Here is a 13,649-nt window from a genome sequence, read left to right on the forward strand (position 1 = left end):
TCAGGTCAGCAGTCCTGTGCGGAGCGGCTCGCCGGCCGCGTGCGGGTGGACGTGGTCATGGCCGGGGAGGGCGTGCTGTCCGACGGCCCGGGGCGGTGGGCCGTCGTGGGTGACACAGCCGTCGCGCAGTACCACCGCGCGGTCGATCAGCGGCTCCAGGGGGCCGAGTTCGTGCAGGACGAGCAGTACGGTCGTGCCGGCCGCGACCTGTTCGCGCAGGGTCGCCGCGAGGATCTCCTGGCTGGCCAGGTCCACACCCGCCATCGGCTCGTCCATGATCAGCAGTTCGGGTTCGGCGGCCAGCGCCCGGGCGATCAGCACCCGCTGGTGCTGGCCGCCGGAGAGCGCGCTCACGGAGTCCTTGGCGCGGTCGGCGAGCCCGACCAGCTCGATGGCCCGCCCGACGGCGGCGCGGTCGGCCTTGGTGGGCCACCCGAGCCGCGTGCGGGACAGCCGCCCGGCGGAGACGACCTCGCGGACGGTCGCGGGGACGCCGCTCTCGGCGGTGGTGCGCTGCGGCACGTAACCGACGCGCGACCAGTCGCGGAAGCGGCGCAGTGGGGTCGAGAACAGCGATATCTCTCCGGCCGTGAGAGGTATCTGCCCGATCACGGACCGTACGGCGGTGGACTTCCCGGAACCGTTGGCACCGAGCAGGGCGACGACCTCGCCGGACCGGACGTGGAAGTCGATGCCGCGCAGCACGGAGCGGGAGCCGAGGGTGGCGGTGGCGCCCCGTACGGAGATGACGGGGGCGGCGCCGGACTCCCCGGCGTCGTGCGCACGGGTCCGCTCGGCGGCGCCGTCGCCGGACGCCGCGTCGGCCCCGCCCCGGGTCTCGGACCTGGTCCCGGCCCCGGCCCCGGCCCCGGGCCTGGTGGTCGCGTCCTGTCGCGCGCCCGCTCGTTGCGCGCTCTCCGCAGAAATCGCCATCTCAGGCACCTCCGATACTGCTGCCGGCCGGTTCATTTCGCACCGAGTGCCTTCTCCAGCGCGTCGAGGTTGGAGTGCATGACCTCGAAGTAGTCACGGCCCTTGGTCTTGTCGGTGATTCCCTCCAGCGGATCCAGGACGTCGGTGGTGAGTCCGGAGTCCCCGGCAAGAGTCTTGGCGGTCTTGTCGCTGGCGAGCGTCTCGAAGAATACGGTGCTGACCTTGTCGCGCCGCGCGATGGTCTCCAGTTCCTTGACCCGGGCCGGGCTGGGCTCCGATTCGGGGTCTATCCCGGCGATGGCCTCCTGCTTCAGCCCGTAGCGCTCGGCGAGGTAGCCGAAGGCCGCGTGGGTGGTGATGAAGGTCTTGGTGCCGGTGTCGGCGAGGCCCTGCTTGAACGCGGTGTCCAGCCCGCCGAGCTTCTCGACCAGGGTCTCGGTGTTCTTCTTGTACGCGGCGGCGTGGTCGGGGTCGGCCTTCTCCAGGGCGGCGCCGACGCCCTTGGCGACCTCGGCGTACTTCACCGGGTCGAGCCAGACGTGCGGGTCGGCGCCGTCGAGTGCGTCCGCTTCCCCGCCGTGCTCGTCGTGGCCGTGCTCGTCGCCGTGCGCATCGGCGTGCTCGTCGCCGTGTCCGGCACCCTCCTCGTCACCGTGCGTGTGGCCGCCGGTCTCGGTGCCGTGCTTCTCCAGTGAGGTGAGGGAGGCCGCGTCGACGACGTTCTCCACGCCCGACTGGGCGATGGCCTTGTCCACGGCGGGCTGGACGCCCCGTAGATAGAAGATGACGTCCGCCTCGCCGAGCTGAGCGGTCTGGCGCGGCTTGAGCTCCAGGTCGTGCGGCTCGACGCCCGGCTTGGTCAGGGTGGTGACGGAGACGTGTTCGCCGCCGATCGACTCCGCCAGGAACTGCATGGGGTAGAAAGACGCGGTCACCGCGACCTTCCCGCCGCCCCTGCCGGAGTCGTCGGTGGCGGCGCAGGCGGAGAGCGCGACCAGTCCGAGCGAGACGGCTCCGGCGAGGGCGGCGGTGGGTATAAGGCGGTGTGCGTTCATGACAGTCATTTTCAACAAAGTTGGAAACGGTTGTCAACAAAGGTCGGTGATCGCTCTTCCCCCGCACCGATTTGATCCAAGGGGTGCGGCCGCCGGTAACCTGAATCATTCGCCTTTCCTCGTCGTCGTAATGAAGAGAGCACCGTGGCCGCCGACAAGATCGACAGCATCGTCAACCTGAGCAAGCGCCGTGGCTTCGTCTACCCGTGCAGTGAGATCTACGGTGGTCAGCGCGCCGCCTGGGACTACGGGCCGCTCGGAGTCGAGCTGAAGGAGAACCTCAAGCGCCAGTGGTGGCGTTACATGGTCACCTCGCGCGAGGATGTCGTCGGTCTCGACTCGTCGGTGATCCTGGCCACCGAGGTCTGGGAGGCGTCCGGCCATGTCGCGACCTTCACCGACCCGCTCACCGAGTGCACCTCCTGTCACAAGCGGTTCCGCGCGGACCACCTGGAGGAGGCGTACGAGGAGAAGCACGGCAAGGCGCCCGCGAACGGCCTGAGCGACCTCAACTGCCCCAACTGCGGCAACAAGGGAACGTTCACCGAGCCCAAGCAGTTCTCCGGCCTGCTCGCCACGCACCTCGGCCCGACGCAGGACTCCGGCTCCGTCGCCTACCTGCGGCCCGAGACCGCGCAGGGCATCTTCACCAACTTCGCGCAGGTGCAGCAGACCTCGCGGAAGAAGCCGCCGTTCGGTATCGCCCAGATGGGCAAGTCGTTCCGGAACGAGATCACGCCCGGCAACTTCATCTTCCGCACCCGCGAGTTCGAGCAGATGGAGATGGAGTTCTTCGTCAAGCCGGGCGAGGACGAGCAGTGGCAGGAATACTGGATGGAGCAGCGCTGGAACTGGTACCGCGACCTGGGTCTCCGTGAGGAGAACATGCGCTGGTACGAGCACCCGCAGGAGAAGCTCTCCCACTACTCGAAGCGGACCGCCGACATCGAGTACCGCTTCCGGTTCGGCGGCAGCGAGTGGGGCGAGCTGGAGGGTGTCGCCAACCGCACCGACTACGACCTCTCCGCGCACGCCAAGGCGTCCGGCCACGACCTGTCGTACTTCGACCAGGAGGCGGGCGAGCGCTGGACGCCGTACGTCATCGAGCCGGCGGCCGGTGTCGGCCGGGCGATGCTCGCCTTCCTGCTCGACGCGTACAACGAGGACGAGGCCCCCAACGCCAAGGGCGTCATGGAGAAGCGCACCGTGCTCCGGCTCGACCCGCGCCTGGCGCCGGTCAAGGTCGCGGTGCTGCCGCTGTCCCGTAACCCGCAGCTCTCGCCCAAGGCCAAGGGCCTCGCGGCCGACCTGCGGCGCAACTGGAACATCGAGTTCGACGACGCGGGCGCCATCGGCCGCCGCTACCGCCGCCAGGACGAGATCGGCACGCCGTTCTGCGTCACCGTCGACTTCGACACGCTCGACGACAACGCGGTGACGGTGCGCGAGCGCGACACGATGAAGCAGGAACGCGTCTCGCTGGACCAGATCCAGAGCTACCTGGGCGGGCGTCTGCTCGGCTGCTGATCCGCCGCTGGAACAGGGCGCGGATCCCGGAGGCCCCCGGTCATCAGTGACCGGGGGCCTCCGAGCCGTTGCCGGGGCCTTGCGCCGGGGCCTTGCGGTGCCGGGGCCGTCGATCAGCCGGTGTCGAGGCCGTCGATCAAGCGGTTGAGGAACCGGGTGAAGGTGGCCTTCGGGTCGAGAGGGCGGCCGGGAGCGGAGAGGGCTTCCGCGAGTTCCGGATGGTGGCCGTCCGCGGCGACGGCGGCCAGGTAGCGTGCCTCGGCCGCGACCCGGTCGGGTGATCGCGCGGCCGCGGCCTGTGCGATCTCGTGGGCGACGTGACCGGCCACGAATCCGGTGAGCTGGGCGAAGACTTCGAGCTTGGCCGCACCGTCCAGACCGGTGGGCCGCAACGCGGCCAGCGCGCGTTCCAGGAAGGCCAGGGTGTTGGGGCCCGACGTCCGCCGGGTGGCCAGTGCGGCCGGCAGCCAGGGATGCCGGAGCATGAGGGCGCGCTGAAGGCAGGCGATCGCCTTGAGATCGGTGCGCCAGTCGCCAGTGAGGGGGGTCGTCAGCGGGGGTTCACCGCTGACGTGGTCGACCATCAGCTCCAGCAGCGTCTCCTTGTCGGGGGCGTAGCTGTAGAGCGACATGGCACCGGCGCCGACCTGTGAGGCGACCCGCCGCATGGTGACCGCGTCAAGTCCCTCCGCGTCCGCCAGGGCGACCGCCGCCGCTGTGATGGCCTCGCGGCTGAATGCGGGTTTGCGCCCTCTGCGGGGCCCGGCAGGCCGTAGCCAGAGTTCCTGGGGGTCGACGCCCGTGATGCCGGACCCAACGCCGCCGTCACCGCCACCGGTCACGATCTCCGCCCTCCCGCTCGGCCGCTGTGTCTCCTGACGGCACCCATCCAAGCATCTGCCGACGTGGCGTCTATCATTCTCGTACACAGTACGAGAATAGGGGGAACGTCACATGTCATCGCTCCCGCACGGCCCCGCACCGAGGACCACGTGGACGCCGCCCGCCGGAAAGCCGCCTCTGTCCTCACGCATGATGAGGGCGACCTGGCGCGGCCTCCCGGCCGCCCGGTACGACATCGGGTGGGAACCCGGGCTGGTGGTTCCGGCGGCCGACGGCAGTCCGTTGATCACCGATCACTACTTCCCGCGCGCGGAGGGCGACTTCCCCACTCTTCTCGTGCGCTCCCCCTACGGCAGGGGGCTGCCGTGGTCTCCCATGTACGGCATGCTCTTCGCCGAACAGGGCTTCCACGTGGTCCTGCAGAGCTGCCGTGGCACCGGCGGCTCCGGTGGACGGTTCCACCTGTGGCGCAACGAGGCCGATGACGGCCGCGCCACGGTGGCCTGGCTGCGCGAGCGGCCCTGGTTCAACGGGACACTGGGCACGGTCGGCCCCAGTTACCTGGGTTACGTGCAGTGGGCGCTCGCCCTGGACCCGCCGCCGGAGCTGAAGGCCATGGTGGTGCAGGTCGGCCTGCACGACCCCTACGCCCTGTTCCACACGGACGGTGCGCTCCACCTGGAGAACACCCTCCTCGTCGGCATCGGCATGGCACATCAGCACCGGGGGATGGCGTCCATGGCCAGGGCGACGCTGCGCCTCCAGCGCCGGCTGCGCGCCATCACCACCGCCCGGCCGCTGCGTGGCACGCACCTGTCCGCCCTCCGCGACGAAGTGCCCTGGCTGGACGACGTGATGACGCACCCGGACGCCGACGACCCGTACTGGGACGGCGCGTCCCTGGGAGCGGCCGCCGATCGGCTGAGTGTGCCCACCAGCCTGATCACCGGTTGGCACGACGCGCTGATCGACCAGACCTTCGAGCAGTACGCCCGACTGCGGCGGGCGGGGTGCGAGACCGCCCTGCTCGTCGGCCCCTGGACGCACACCTCCGCCCTCCAACGGGGATGGCCCGAGGTGTTCGCCGAGAGTCTCGGCTGGCTGCGCGGGCACCTGTGCGCCGACCCCTCGGGCCTGCGCGCCACCCGGACGCGCGTGCACGTCGGCGGTGAGGGCGCTTGGCGGAACCTCGGCGACTGGCCGCCGTCCCCGGCCACCGAGCCCTGGTTTCCCACCCCCGACGGGCATCTCACCCGGCAGGCGCCCACGGACTCCGCGCCCCTGGCCACCTTCCGTTACGATCCGGCCGCGCCCACTCCCTCCGTCGGCGGCCCGCTGCTCTCACGTGGCGCCGGGCCCCGCGACAACGGCTCACTGGAACTGCGCGACGACGTCCTGACATTCACCGGCCCACCACTGACCGAGCCCTTGGACGTCGTCGGACCGGTCTCCGCCCGGCTGCGCGTCGCCACGGACACCGGGTACGCCGACGTCTTCACCCGCCTGTGCGACGTGGACCGACGAGGCCGTTCCACCAACGTCTGCGACGGGCTGGCCCACCTGCGGACGGGCGAGCGGAAACCGTCCGAGGTCACCGTGGCGATGAGTTCCACCGCATACCGTTTCTCCGCCGGTCACCGGGTGCGCTGGCAGATCAGCGCGGGGGCCCACCCGCGCTACGCCCGTCATCCCGGCACGGCGGAACCGCGGGCCGACGCCACCGAGTTCACGCCGGTGCACATCACCCTCCACGCGGACTCGGCGTTGCTGCTACCCCGAAGCGTCGCGGCCTCCGGGGCTCCCGGGAGCCCCGGAGGCCGCGACGCGTAGGGCGCTGGACGCGCGGACGGTCAGCCGCCGACGGGTAGGACGCGCGGCCGGTCGGCCGCCGGCGGTCGGCAGCGGCGCCCGCCGACGCCCCCATGAGCGCGGCGCACACCCCGGATCAGGGGCGAAGCCCCCGGAGCAGCAGGTCGGCCACGGCGGTGAACTCGGCCTCGACCGTGGGCCTTCGCCACTCCGGGGCATGGGCGGGGTCATGGAACCGGTCGGTCGCGGCGAAGACCGCCGCGGCCGCCTCCGCCGGGTCCTCCGCCGAGAACTCGCCCGCCCGCACCCCCGCGTCGATGATCCGGGTGAGCTGTCCCGTCAGCTCGGCGAGATGGTCCTCGACCACCCCGCTGCTCTCGTCGATGAGCACGGAGAACGTGGCGAACAACTCGGGGTCGTCGCCCGCCTTGTGCCGCTTGGAGTCGAACAGGGCCAGCAGCCACGAGCGCAGCTTCTCCGGTCCCGGCGCGGGCGAGCCGTCGGTGAGCTCCGCCAGCGCCACCTCCGTGCGCCGCAGCCACCGGGCGGTGACCGCCTCCCGCAGCGCCGCCTTCGTACGGAAGTGCCGGTACACGCTGCCATGGCTGACGCCGAGCAGCCGCGCCACGTCGACGACCGTGGCCTTCGCCGGGCCGTAGCGGCGCAGCACCTCCTCGGTGGCTTCGAGGATGCGCTCGCTGGTCAGATTCTCGGTGCTCATCTGCCTGGTCCGACCTTTCGTGGCTCGTGGCGACGGGCGGAACAGATGACACTACCTGTCAGCCCGGACCGGGCGGGCGGCGGGCGGGCCCGCTCAGCGCTCACTGTCCAGGTGCTTCATCTGCGTGGCCGGGTAGCGCTCACCGGCCGCCGAACCCGCCGGCACGGCACGCTCGATGGCGGCGAGGTCGTCCGCATCGAGCGTGACCTCGAGCGCGCCGAGGGCCTCGGCCAGCCGGTCCCGCCGACGGGCGCCGACCAGGGGCACGATGTCCTCTCCGCGGGACAGCACCCAGGCGATGGCTATCTGCGCGACGGAGGCGTCCTTCTGCTCGGCGATCTTGCGCAGCGATTCCACCAGCGCCAGGTTGTGCCGGAGGTTGTCACCCTGGAAGCGGGGGCTCATCGCCCGGAAGTCGCCGGGTGCCAGCTCCCGGTCGGCGGTGAAGTGCCCGCTGATCAGCCCGCGCGAGAGCACACCGTACGCGGTGACGCCGATGCCCAGCTCGCGGACCGTCGGAAGGATCTCCGCCTCGATGCCGCGCGATATGAGTCCGTACTCGATCTGGAGGTCGGAGACCGGGGCGACGGAGGCCGCCCGGCGGATGGTCGCGGCCCCCACCTCGGAGAGGCCGACATGACGGACGTACCCGGCCTGGATCAGCTCGGCTATCGCGCCCACCGTCTCCTCGATCGGCACGTCCGGGTCGACGCGGGCGATCCGGTAGATGTCGATGTGGTCCGCGCCGAGGCGGCCCAGGGAATACGCGGCGAAGTTCTTCACCGCCGCCGGGCGGCCGTCATAGCCGCCCCAGCCGTTGTCCGGGTCGCGCAGCGCGCCGAACTTCACGCTGAGGAAGGCCCGGTCGCGCGCTCCGGCGGGGGCGGTGCTCAACGCCTCGTTGATCAACAGCTCGTTGTGCCCCATGCCGTAGAAGTCGCCTGTGTCGAGCAGGGTGATACCCGCGTCGAGGGCGGCGTGGATGGTGGCGATGGATTCGGCGCGGTCGGCGTCCCCGTACAGAGCGGACATGCCCATGCAGCCGAGGCCCAGCGCGGAGACCCGCGGACCGCTGCCGAGCGCGCGTGTGGGAAGGGCGGGGGTGGTGGCCATGAGTCTGTACCTCCGAACGAACGAATGGGTCGGGAGCTCCTGCGACAAGCATGGCACGATGCGATGACAGATTTCAATATCTGTCATCGCATATTTGTTGGCCGGGCCGAAAAACCTGTGTCGGCCCCGCCCCGCGCGGTGGTAGCGTCGCGGCATGTTCTTCCAGGTTCAGATCTACGAGTGAGAGCGCGGCGGCCACTGTCCGCCCCTCGTCGAAGAATCCGCAGATCACTTCTCATCGCATCGGGAGAACCCCGTGGCAAAGAGCCGCAACAACCTCCTTGGCGTGGGCGGACAGCGCAAGAAGCTGTCCCGCGCCGACCAGCAGGGTGCGGGACGCGCCCGCAACGCCGATCGCAAGGCCGCAGCCGACCAGAAGCAGGAGCTCCTGCGCAAGATGCGCGAGCGCGCTGCCGGGCGTAACGACGGGACGGGCCAGGACGGCCAGGGCGTCCAGGACGGTCCGGACGCGCAGGCCGCCGGTCAGGACGCACAGGAAGGTCCAAGCTCGCAGAACTGAGTGACTGACGACTGACGCGACCATGGGCGCGGCAACCGACGGCAGCCGACGTGCGGTCGCGGACGCGGAGACAGAGGGCGGGGCCCGGATCACCGAGTGATCCGGGCCCCGCCGTGTGCGCTCGATTCCGCGGCCCCTCGTACCCCGCCCCACGTCGTTTCGTCTCAGGCGATCGAACGGTGCAGTCGCAGACTGAGCAGCCCCGTCAGGACCACCGTGCTCAGTTGGGCCAGGAGCGTGACGGCCAGCGCGTCCCGCATGCCCATCGAAGGCTCCAGTGTCAGGAAGAGGGACCCGAGGGTCGCGACTCCCAGCGCGAGCGCGGACTGCTGGGTCGTCACCATCACCCCACTGCCCACACCGGCCCGCTCCGGCGGGACGTCGGAGAGGACGATCCGGACGAGCACGGGCAGTTGGAGCCCCTGCCCGAGGCCCGCCAGCGCGACCGCCGGCAGCAGGTCGAGCGTCCCGACCGAGGGCCAGTCGTGCCACGCGGTGAAGGCCAGCAGGGCGATGCCGACCGCCTGGAGGACGGAGCCGGTGGTCACGACGAGGCTGCCGTAGCGGCGCACGAGCCGGGGTCCGGCCAGCGAGGCGGCGAAGAACGCCAGGGCCATCGGTACGAGGGCGACTCCCGCCGCCACGGCGCCCATGCCCAGCCCCTGCTGGAGCGCGACCGCGATCACGAACATGAAGCCGCCGAAACCGATCGAGAACGGCAGGACGATCGCGAGCCCGCGGCGCAGTGACGGCAGGGCGAACAGGCTCGGGGGTATGAGCGGGGTCTTCCCCGCCCGGTCGGCCCGCCGTTCCACCTGGAGGAACGCGTACGCGGCGACGGGGAAGGCGGCCAGCGCGATCCAGGTCCACACCGGCCACCCGGCGGCCCGGCCCTCGGTGAGCGGGGCCAGCAGGGTCACCAGCGCGACTCCCAGCAGCAGCGTGCCGGGGATGTCGACGGGAGCGGGGTCCGAGGACCGGGTCTCGGGCACCGAGCGTACGGACAGGACCAGCCCCAGCAGCGCTACCGGCACGTTCACCAGGAAGATCGCTCGCCAGCCGCTGCCCGCGATGTCGGCCGCGACCAGGACACCGCCCAGGATCTGGCCCGCCACCATCGAGAGCCCGGCCGTCGCGCCGTACAGGCTCAGCGCCCTGGCGCGGCGCGGGCCGCTGGTCCCGGCCTGGATCGTGGCCAGTACCTGCGGCAGCATCAGCGCGGCCGAGGCGCCCTGCGCGACCCGCGCGGCCACCAGGGACCAGGCGTCCGGCGCGAGCCCGCAGGCGAGCGAGGTGACCCCGAAGGCGGCCATTCCGGTCATGAACAGTCGCCGACGACCGAACGTGTCCCCGAGTCGCCCGCCGAGCACCAGGAGTACGGCGTACGAGAGCCCGTACCCGGCGACGACCAGTTCCAGCAGCGCCGGGCCGGCGGCCAGGTCGCGGTCGATCGTCGGCAGGGCGACATTGACGATGAAGAAGTCGACCAGCGGGAGTGCCGCCCCGAGCAACACGGTGAACAGCCCGAGTGTGCCGAGCGCGACCCCCTTGTGGTCATGGACGACAGGCGTCGCGCCGACGGTGGTCGGTTCGGCGGATGTCTGTGCAAGAGGCGCGGATGTTCTACTCACCTCATCGACGATGGCGCACCACGCACCCTGGTACCAGAGTCTCTTTATCCTGGTATTTGCGGTACCTGGCAATGGGGTGAGCGACACCTGTCCGTTTCGGCAGCCTTGTATGTGTCGTTCCGTACACTCTCGATCACTATTGGTGACGGACTGGAGGGAGTGCGCGATGAAGGCGAAGAAGGGTGATCACCTGGTGGTGCACGGCAGGGTCGTGGGGGTCCACGACCGCGTTGTCGAGGTGGTGGAGGTGCTGGGACCCGACGGTACCCCTCCCTTCCGGGTGCGCTCCGAGGACGGCCATGAGTCGATCATGTCGCCGGGCCCCGACACGGCCGTGGATCACCGGTCGAAGAAGTAGTCGAAGAAGTGAAGCAGGGGCAGCGCCGGAAGGCCGGGTGCGGCCGTCCGGCGTCCGGGCTGTACGGCGGGGGCCGGGTCCGGCCGCGTTCGCGCTCTGTCGGGGCGAGAACGGCGGGCCCGGCCGTCTGTGTCCGTGAGTGACCGGCGGGGCGCGGTGGTTCAAAGGCCGCCGCGCCTGCTGCGTCTGTTCCGTTCCGCGACCAGGGCGCTCAGCTCTTCGGCGGGGGTCCGGGCCGCGGGTGGCGGCTCGGCGTCGGGGCACACGGCGTTGCCGCAACGGCACTTGGGCCACCTGAGCGCCGCACCTGGCGCGAGGTCCGCGCCCTCGGCGCCGGGATCGTCCTTCGGTACGACGAGAGCGCCGTCCACCCCGAACGCGGCGATCAGTAATGACAGCCGTTGCCTGGCCGAACTTCCGGACCTGCCGCCGGCGCGAGCGGTGCTGCTCTCTGCCGTGTTGTCGCGCGCCGCGCCGTTGTCCGCCGCGCCGTCCTGCGTCATGAGGCCCACGCCCTGAGCCCGCGCTCCACACGCAGCGCCAACTCCCGCGTCGGCTCCACGAAATCCCGGGGCACCCACTCGGGCACGAGCCGCCAGAAGTGTCCGGCCTGGATCGTCGCCGTCACCTCTTCCGGGTCATGTGTCCGCGTATCGGTGGCCTGTTCACGCATGAGAGATGTACCTTCCGTGATCTCGCACTCGCTTTCCGTGTTCTCAGCTTCGGCCTCTGCGGGCGCGTGCAACAGACAGCTGACCTGGACGTCGGTGACTGTCCAAGGACCGTTCGGGAGTTCGTGTGGCCGTCGAAAACGAGACCATGGAGCCGGCCGATCCGGCCGTGTCGCCTCTCGCTCACTTCGGTGCGGAGGTGCGACTGGAGCGCGAACGGCTGGGTATGTCGCGCGCCGAGTTGGGCAAGGAGGCGTGCTGTGGGTACTCACTGGTCGCGAAGATCGAGGCGGGTGACCGCGTGCCGTCGCTGGACTTCGCCGAGACGTGCGACCGTACCTTCCCGTACGCCAACGGGCGCTTCGCGCGACTGTGGCCGCTGGCGCTGCGGTACGCGTTTCCGCCGTGGTTCCGGCCTTACGTCGAGCTGGAGTGGAGCGCGACGCGGTTGCGGATGTTCCATCCGCTGCTGCTGCCGGGAATTGTGCAGACGGAGGAGTACGCCCGTTCCGTGCTGCGCGCCGGCCGGCCCGCCAATCTTGATGACCTGGTTACGGCGCGCATAGAGCGTCAGCGCATCCTGGAGCGGGAGCAGCCCCCGCGACTCTGGCTGATCCTCAACGAGTTCGTCCTCCACAATGTGGTGGGCGGCGAGGAGGTGATGGCAAGCCAGCTCTCCCGTCTTAAGCAGCTGGCTGAGAATCCTCCGCATGTTGTGCAGATCATGCCGACCAATCGGTTCAACCACATGGTGGCGAGCCCGTTCGGTCTGCTGTCCTTCGACGAAGGAGACGACGTGGTCCACGTCGACGGCTTCCCACGGGGCTATCTCCTGGCGGAGACTGGCGATGTGGCGATGGGGAACGATGCCTATGATCTGCTCAAGGCCATGGCCGCGCCACCGGACGAGTCGGCGGGCATGATCGACTCCATCGTGAAGGACTGCTACTCATGAGCGAGCCCAGGCGTGTTCCGGACGGGAACTGGCGGAGTTCCACGTACAGCCAGAGTAACGGTGGGGAATGCGTCGAAGTCGCCGACGATATCGCCGGTGTCGTACCCGTCCGGGATTCCAAGTCCCCCGAGCGTTCCTACCTCACCTTCCGCCCCTCCGCCTTCGCCTCGTTCGTACAAGCCGTCCGCCGGGGGGACTTCACCGCGTAGTAGACCCACCTGAGCGGGCCCGTGCTGCTCCGCTTTCCTCGAAATGCCGTTGAGACAGCCGCGTTTGAAGTGGTCAACTTCCAAGGTCGGGAACTGACCGGCAGGGCTGAGGCGTTTGTTCTTGCAGTGCTGGAGGGTACGGGGTTCATCGTCGAGGCTTAGGGGGCCGAGATGAGCACGGGGGAGGCGCTGGCGGAGCAGATCGCCGAGCGGCGGGCCGGGACGGGAGACCCGCGCGCCCTGATCGGGGAGTTGCGGCGGGCGCTTGTTCTGGTGCCCATGGACGGCGGAGGGTTGTGGACCGCGCGGTTCGGTGGGGTTCGCTGGATCTGCGGGTTCACGGACGAGGACGCGCTGGCGCGATTCGCGCGGGCGCGGGACGACGGGGACGGGCGGACCACCGGCCGCGAGTGGCAGTACGCCGAGCTGCGCGGGGCGCGGCTACTGGACGAGATCATTCCGGCGATGGGCGTGCCGGCCGGTGTGGCCATCAACGTGGCCGATCCGGACGGGTCGATGATGTTTCCGCCGACGGTGGGCATCGTGCCGGACGCGGTGGCGGTCGATGCCGGTGAGGCCGGCGTCGAGCGGTCGTCGTCGCACACGTCCAGGCGGACCGGGTAGACCGGACAGACCATCGGGCAGCGGGGGAGGCGTAACTGATGGGCGACGCGGAGGACCTGCGGGTCGATGAGGAGAGCGTCCGGCGCATCACCGAGGGCCTGCGGGGCGCGGTGGCCGAGTTGCGGGACGTCGGCACCGGCTCCGGATCGGTCCTGGGCAAAGGGTTCTCGGAGCTGGCGATGACCGGCATGGAGGCCGGACACCACGGACTGGCAGAGGACTTCGAGGACTACTGCGAGCGCTGGGAGTGGGGCGTACGGGCGCTGATCCAGGACGCCAACACCATCGCCTCGACACTCGGGCTGGCTGCGGGACTGGTCTGGGAGGAGGACCAGTACCGCCAGAACACCTTCAAGGTCGGTGTCAACGCGCTCATCGGCAATCCGCACGCCTCCGAGGAGGAGATCGCCCAGCAGAGCTGGGGGGAGGTGTTCACGCCGGACGCGTGGGACCCGGACTACAGCGCGGAGTCGTTCCAGCAGGCCGGCGATGACATCACCCAGACCTGGCGGGACACCGGGCGGACGATGCTCACCGAAGGCCGTGGCGGCCAGCAGTCGCGGATTCTGAACGAGGTGTTCGGGGTCGATCAGGAGGCCTTCGACCGGGCGGTGGACGACGTGTACGGGCCGTCTCCGGAAGAGCGGTCACAGCAGCCGGAATCCGGGGGGAACTGAGCG

The 13,649-nt window shown here is 70.2% G+C and carries 16 protein-coding genes; 8 read left to right on the plus strand and 8 right to left on the minus strand.

The window, feature by feature from the left end:
- Window positions 1-933 carry a metal ABC transporter ATP-binding protein gene (locus IG02_RS0129600; RefSeq protein ID WP_078854936.1) on the minus strand — a complete coding sequence of 311 codons (933 nt, stop codon included), beginning with the start codon at window positions 931-933 and terminating at the stop codon, window positions 1-3.
- A gap of 32 nt (window positions 934-965) precedes the next feature.
- Window positions 966-1,988: a metal ABC transporter substrate-binding protein gene (locus IG02_RS0129605; RefSeq protein WP_030754686.1), complete on the minus strand. Its 1,023-nt coding sequence runs from the start codon at window positions 1,986-1,988 to the stop codon at window positions 966-968.
- A 144-nt stretch (window positions 1,989-2,132) separates the two neighbouring features.
- On the opposite strand from IG02_RS0129605, the gene IG02_RS0129610 reads away from it, so the two are divergent.
- Window positions 2,133-3,515: a glycine--tRNA ligase gene (locus IG02_RS0129610; RefSeq protein ID WP_030754687.1), complete on the plus strand. Its 1,383-nt coding sequence runs from the start codon at window positions 2,133-2,135 to the stop codon at window positions 3,513-3,515.
- A gap of 113 nt (window positions 3,516-3,628) precedes the next feature.
- On the opposite strand, the gene IG02_RS0129615 is transcribed toward IG02_RS0129610, so the two are convergent.
- Window positions 3,629-4,357 carry a TetR/AcrR family transcriptional regulator C-terminal domain-containing protein gene (locus tag IG02_RS0129615; RefSeq protein ID WP_051765875.1) on the minus strand — a complete coding sequence of 243 codons (729 nt, stop codon included), beginning with the start codon at window positions 4,355-4,357 and terminating at the stop codon, window positions 3,629-3,631.
- A 193-nt stretch (window positions 4,358-4,550) separates the two neighbouring features.
- On the opposite strand from IG02_RS0129615, the gene IG02_RS0129620 reads away from it, so the two are divergent.
- Window positions 4,551-6,188: a CocE/NonD family hydrolase gene (locus IG02_RS0129620; protein ID WP_107055731.1), complete on the plus strand. Its 1,638-nt coding sequence runs from the start codon at window positions 4,551-4,553 to the stop codon at window positions 6,186-6,188.
- A gap of 115 nt (window positions 6,189-6,303) precedes the next feature.
- Here IG02_RS0129620 and IG02_RS0129625 read toward each other — a convergent pair whose 3' ends face one another.
- The gene (locus tag IG02_RS0129625) at window positions 6,304-6,888 is read right to left on the minus strand and encodes a TetR/AcrR family transcriptional regulator (RefSeq protein ID WP_030754693.1); all 585 of its coding nucleotides are present in this window, start codon (window positions 6,886-6,888) and stop codon (window positions 6,304-6,306) included.
- A 93-nt stretch (window positions 6,889-6,981) separates the two neighbouring features.
- Window positions 6,982-8,001 carry an aldo/keto reductase gene (locus IG02_RS0129630; protein ID WP_030754695.1) on the minus strand — a complete coding sequence of 340 codons (1,020 nt, stop codon included), beginning with the start codon at window positions 7,999-8,001 and terminating at the stop codon, window positions 6,982-6,984.
- Between the two features lie 256 nt (window positions 8,002-8,257).
- On the opposite strand from IG02_RS0129630, the gene IG02_RS0129635 reads away from it, so the two are divergent.
- Complete coding sequence (locus IG02_RS0129635) at window positions 8,258-8,521, plus strand: DUF6243 family protein (RefSeq protein ID WP_037804654.1); 264 nt, start codon at window positions 8,258-8,260, stop codon at window positions 8,519-8,521.
- Between the two features lie 164 nt (window positions 8,522-8,685).
- On the opposite strand, the gene IG02_RS0129640 is transcribed toward IG02_RS0129635, so the two are convergent.
- The gene (locus IG02_RS0129640) at window positions 8,686-10,152 is read right to left on the minus strand and encodes an MFS transporter (RefSeq protein WP_030754704.1); all 1,467 of its coding nucleotides are present in this window, start codon (window positions 10,150-10,152) and stop codon (window positions 8,686-8,688) included.
- Window positions 10,153-10,318: 166 nt separating this feature from the next.
- Here IG02_RS0129640 and IG02_RS0129645 point away from each other — a divergent pair, with 166 nt between their 5' ends.
- Window positions 10,319-10,510, plus strand: coding sequence for a DUF1918 domain-containing protein (locus IG02_RS0129645; RefSeq protein ID WP_030754706.1), 192 nt, complete (start codon window positions 10,319-10,321; stop codon window positions 10,508-10,510).
- A 161-nt stretch (window positions 10,511-10,671) separates the two neighbouring features.
- On the opposite strand, the gene IG02_RS0129650 is transcribed toward IG02_RS0129645, so the two are convergent.
- The gene (locus IG02_RS0129650) at window positions 10,672-11,013 is read right to left on the minus strand and encodes a hypothetical protein (RefSeq protein WP_158712393.1); all 342 of its coding nucleotides are present in this window, start codon (window positions 11,011-11,013) and stop codon (window positions 10,672-10,674) included.
- Window positions 11,010-11,183 carry a hypothetical protein gene (locus IG02_RS41795; protein ID WP_158712394.1) on the minus strand — a complete coding sequence of 58 codons (174 nt, stop codon included), beginning with the start codon at window positions 11,181-11,183 and terminating at the stop codon, window positions 11,010-11,012. The genes IG02_RS0129650 and IG02_RS41795 overlap by 4 nt, the downstream gene beginning before the upstream one ends.
- A gap of 125 nt (window positions 11,184-11,308) precedes the next feature.
- On the opposite strand from IG02_RS41795, the gene IG02_RS0129660 reads away from it, so the two are divergent.
- From IG02_RS0129660 to IG02_RS0129675, 4 genes are all read left to right on the plus strand, one after another.
- Window positions 11,309-12,136, plus strand: coding sequence for a helix-turn-helix domain-containing protein (locus IG02_RS0129660; RefSeq protein WP_234314956.1), 828 nt, complete (start codon window positions 11,309-11,311; stop codon window positions 12,134-12,136).
- Window positions 12,133-12,345 (plus strand): DUF397 domain-containing protein, encoded by a 213-nt coding sequence (locus tag IG02_RS0129665; RefSeq protein ID WP_030754712.1) that lies wholly within the window; start codon window positions 12,133-12,135, stop codon window positions 12,343-12,345. Before IG02_RS0129660 ends, IG02_RS0129665 begins: the two co-directional genes overlap by 4 nt.
- 171 nt (window positions 12,346-12,516) lie before the next feature.
- On the plus strand, window positions 12,517-12,969 hold the full coding sequence (locus tag IG02_RS0129670; RefSeq protein WP_030754717.1) for an SseB family protein: 453 nt from the start codon (window positions 12,517-12,519) through the stop codon (window positions 12,967-12,969).
- A gap of 38 nt (window positions 12,970-13,007) precedes the next feature.
- Window positions 13,008-13,646, plus strand: coding sequence for a hypothetical protein (locus IG02_RS0129675; RefSeq protein WP_234314957.1), 639 nt, complete (start codon window positions 13,008-13,010; stop codon window positions 13,644-13,646).
- The last annotated feature ends 3 nt before the right edge of the window (window positions 13,647-13,649 follow it).

Source organism: Streptomyces sp. NRRL F-5135, assembly GCF_000719775.1.
GTDB lineage: Bacteria > Actinomycetota > Actinomycetes > Streptomycetales > Streptomycetaceae > Streptomyces > Streptomyces hebeiensis.

Bases quoted from the DNA above. Each gene is read 5' to 3' on its own strand.
- IG02_RS0129600 (WP_078854936.1), bottom strand. From the start codon at position 933: ATGGCGATTTCTGCGGAGAGCGCGCAACGAGCGGGCGCGCGACAGGAC.
- IG02_RS0129605 (WP_030754686.1), bottom strand. From the start codon at position 1,988: ATGAACGCACACCGCCTTATACCCACCGCCGCCCTCGCCGGAGCCGTC.
- IG02_RS0129620 (WP_107055731.1), top strand. From the start codon at position 4,551: ATGAGGGCGACCTGGCGCGGCCTCCCGGCCGCCCGGTACGACATCGGG.
- IG02_RS0129625 (WP_030754693.1), bottom strand. From the start codon at position 6,888: ATGAGCACCGAGAATCTGACCAGCGAGCGCATCCTCGAAGCCACCGAG.
- IG02_RS0129630 (WP_030754695.1), bottom strand. From the start codon at position 8,001: ATGGCCACCACCCCCGCCCTTCCCACACGCGCGCTCGGCAGCGGTCCG.
- IG02_RS0129645 (WP_030754706.1), top strand. From the start codon at position 10,319: ATGAAGGCGAAGAAGGGTGATCACCTGGTGGTGCACGGCAGGGTCGTG.
- IG02_RS0129650 (WP_158712393.1), bottom strand. From the start codon at position 11,013: ATGACGCAGGACGGCGCGGCGGACAACGGCGCGGCGCGCGACAACACG.
- IG02_RS41795 (WP_158712394.1), bottom strand. From the start codon at position 11,183: ATGCGTGAACAGGCCACCGATACGCGGACACATGACCCGGAAGAGGTG.
- IG02_RS0129665 (WP_030754712.1), top strand. From the start codon at position 12,133: ATGAGCGAGCCCAGGCGTGTTCCGGACGGGAACTGGCGGAGTTCCACG.
- IG02_RS0129670 (WP_030754717.1), top strand. From the start codon at position 12,517: ATGAGCACGGGGGAGGCGCTGGCGGAGCAGATCGCCGAGCGGCGGGCC.
- IG02_RS0129675 (WP_234314957.1), top strand. From the start codon at position 13,008: ATGGGCGACGCGGAGGACCTGCGGGTCGATGAGGAGAGCGTCCGGCGC.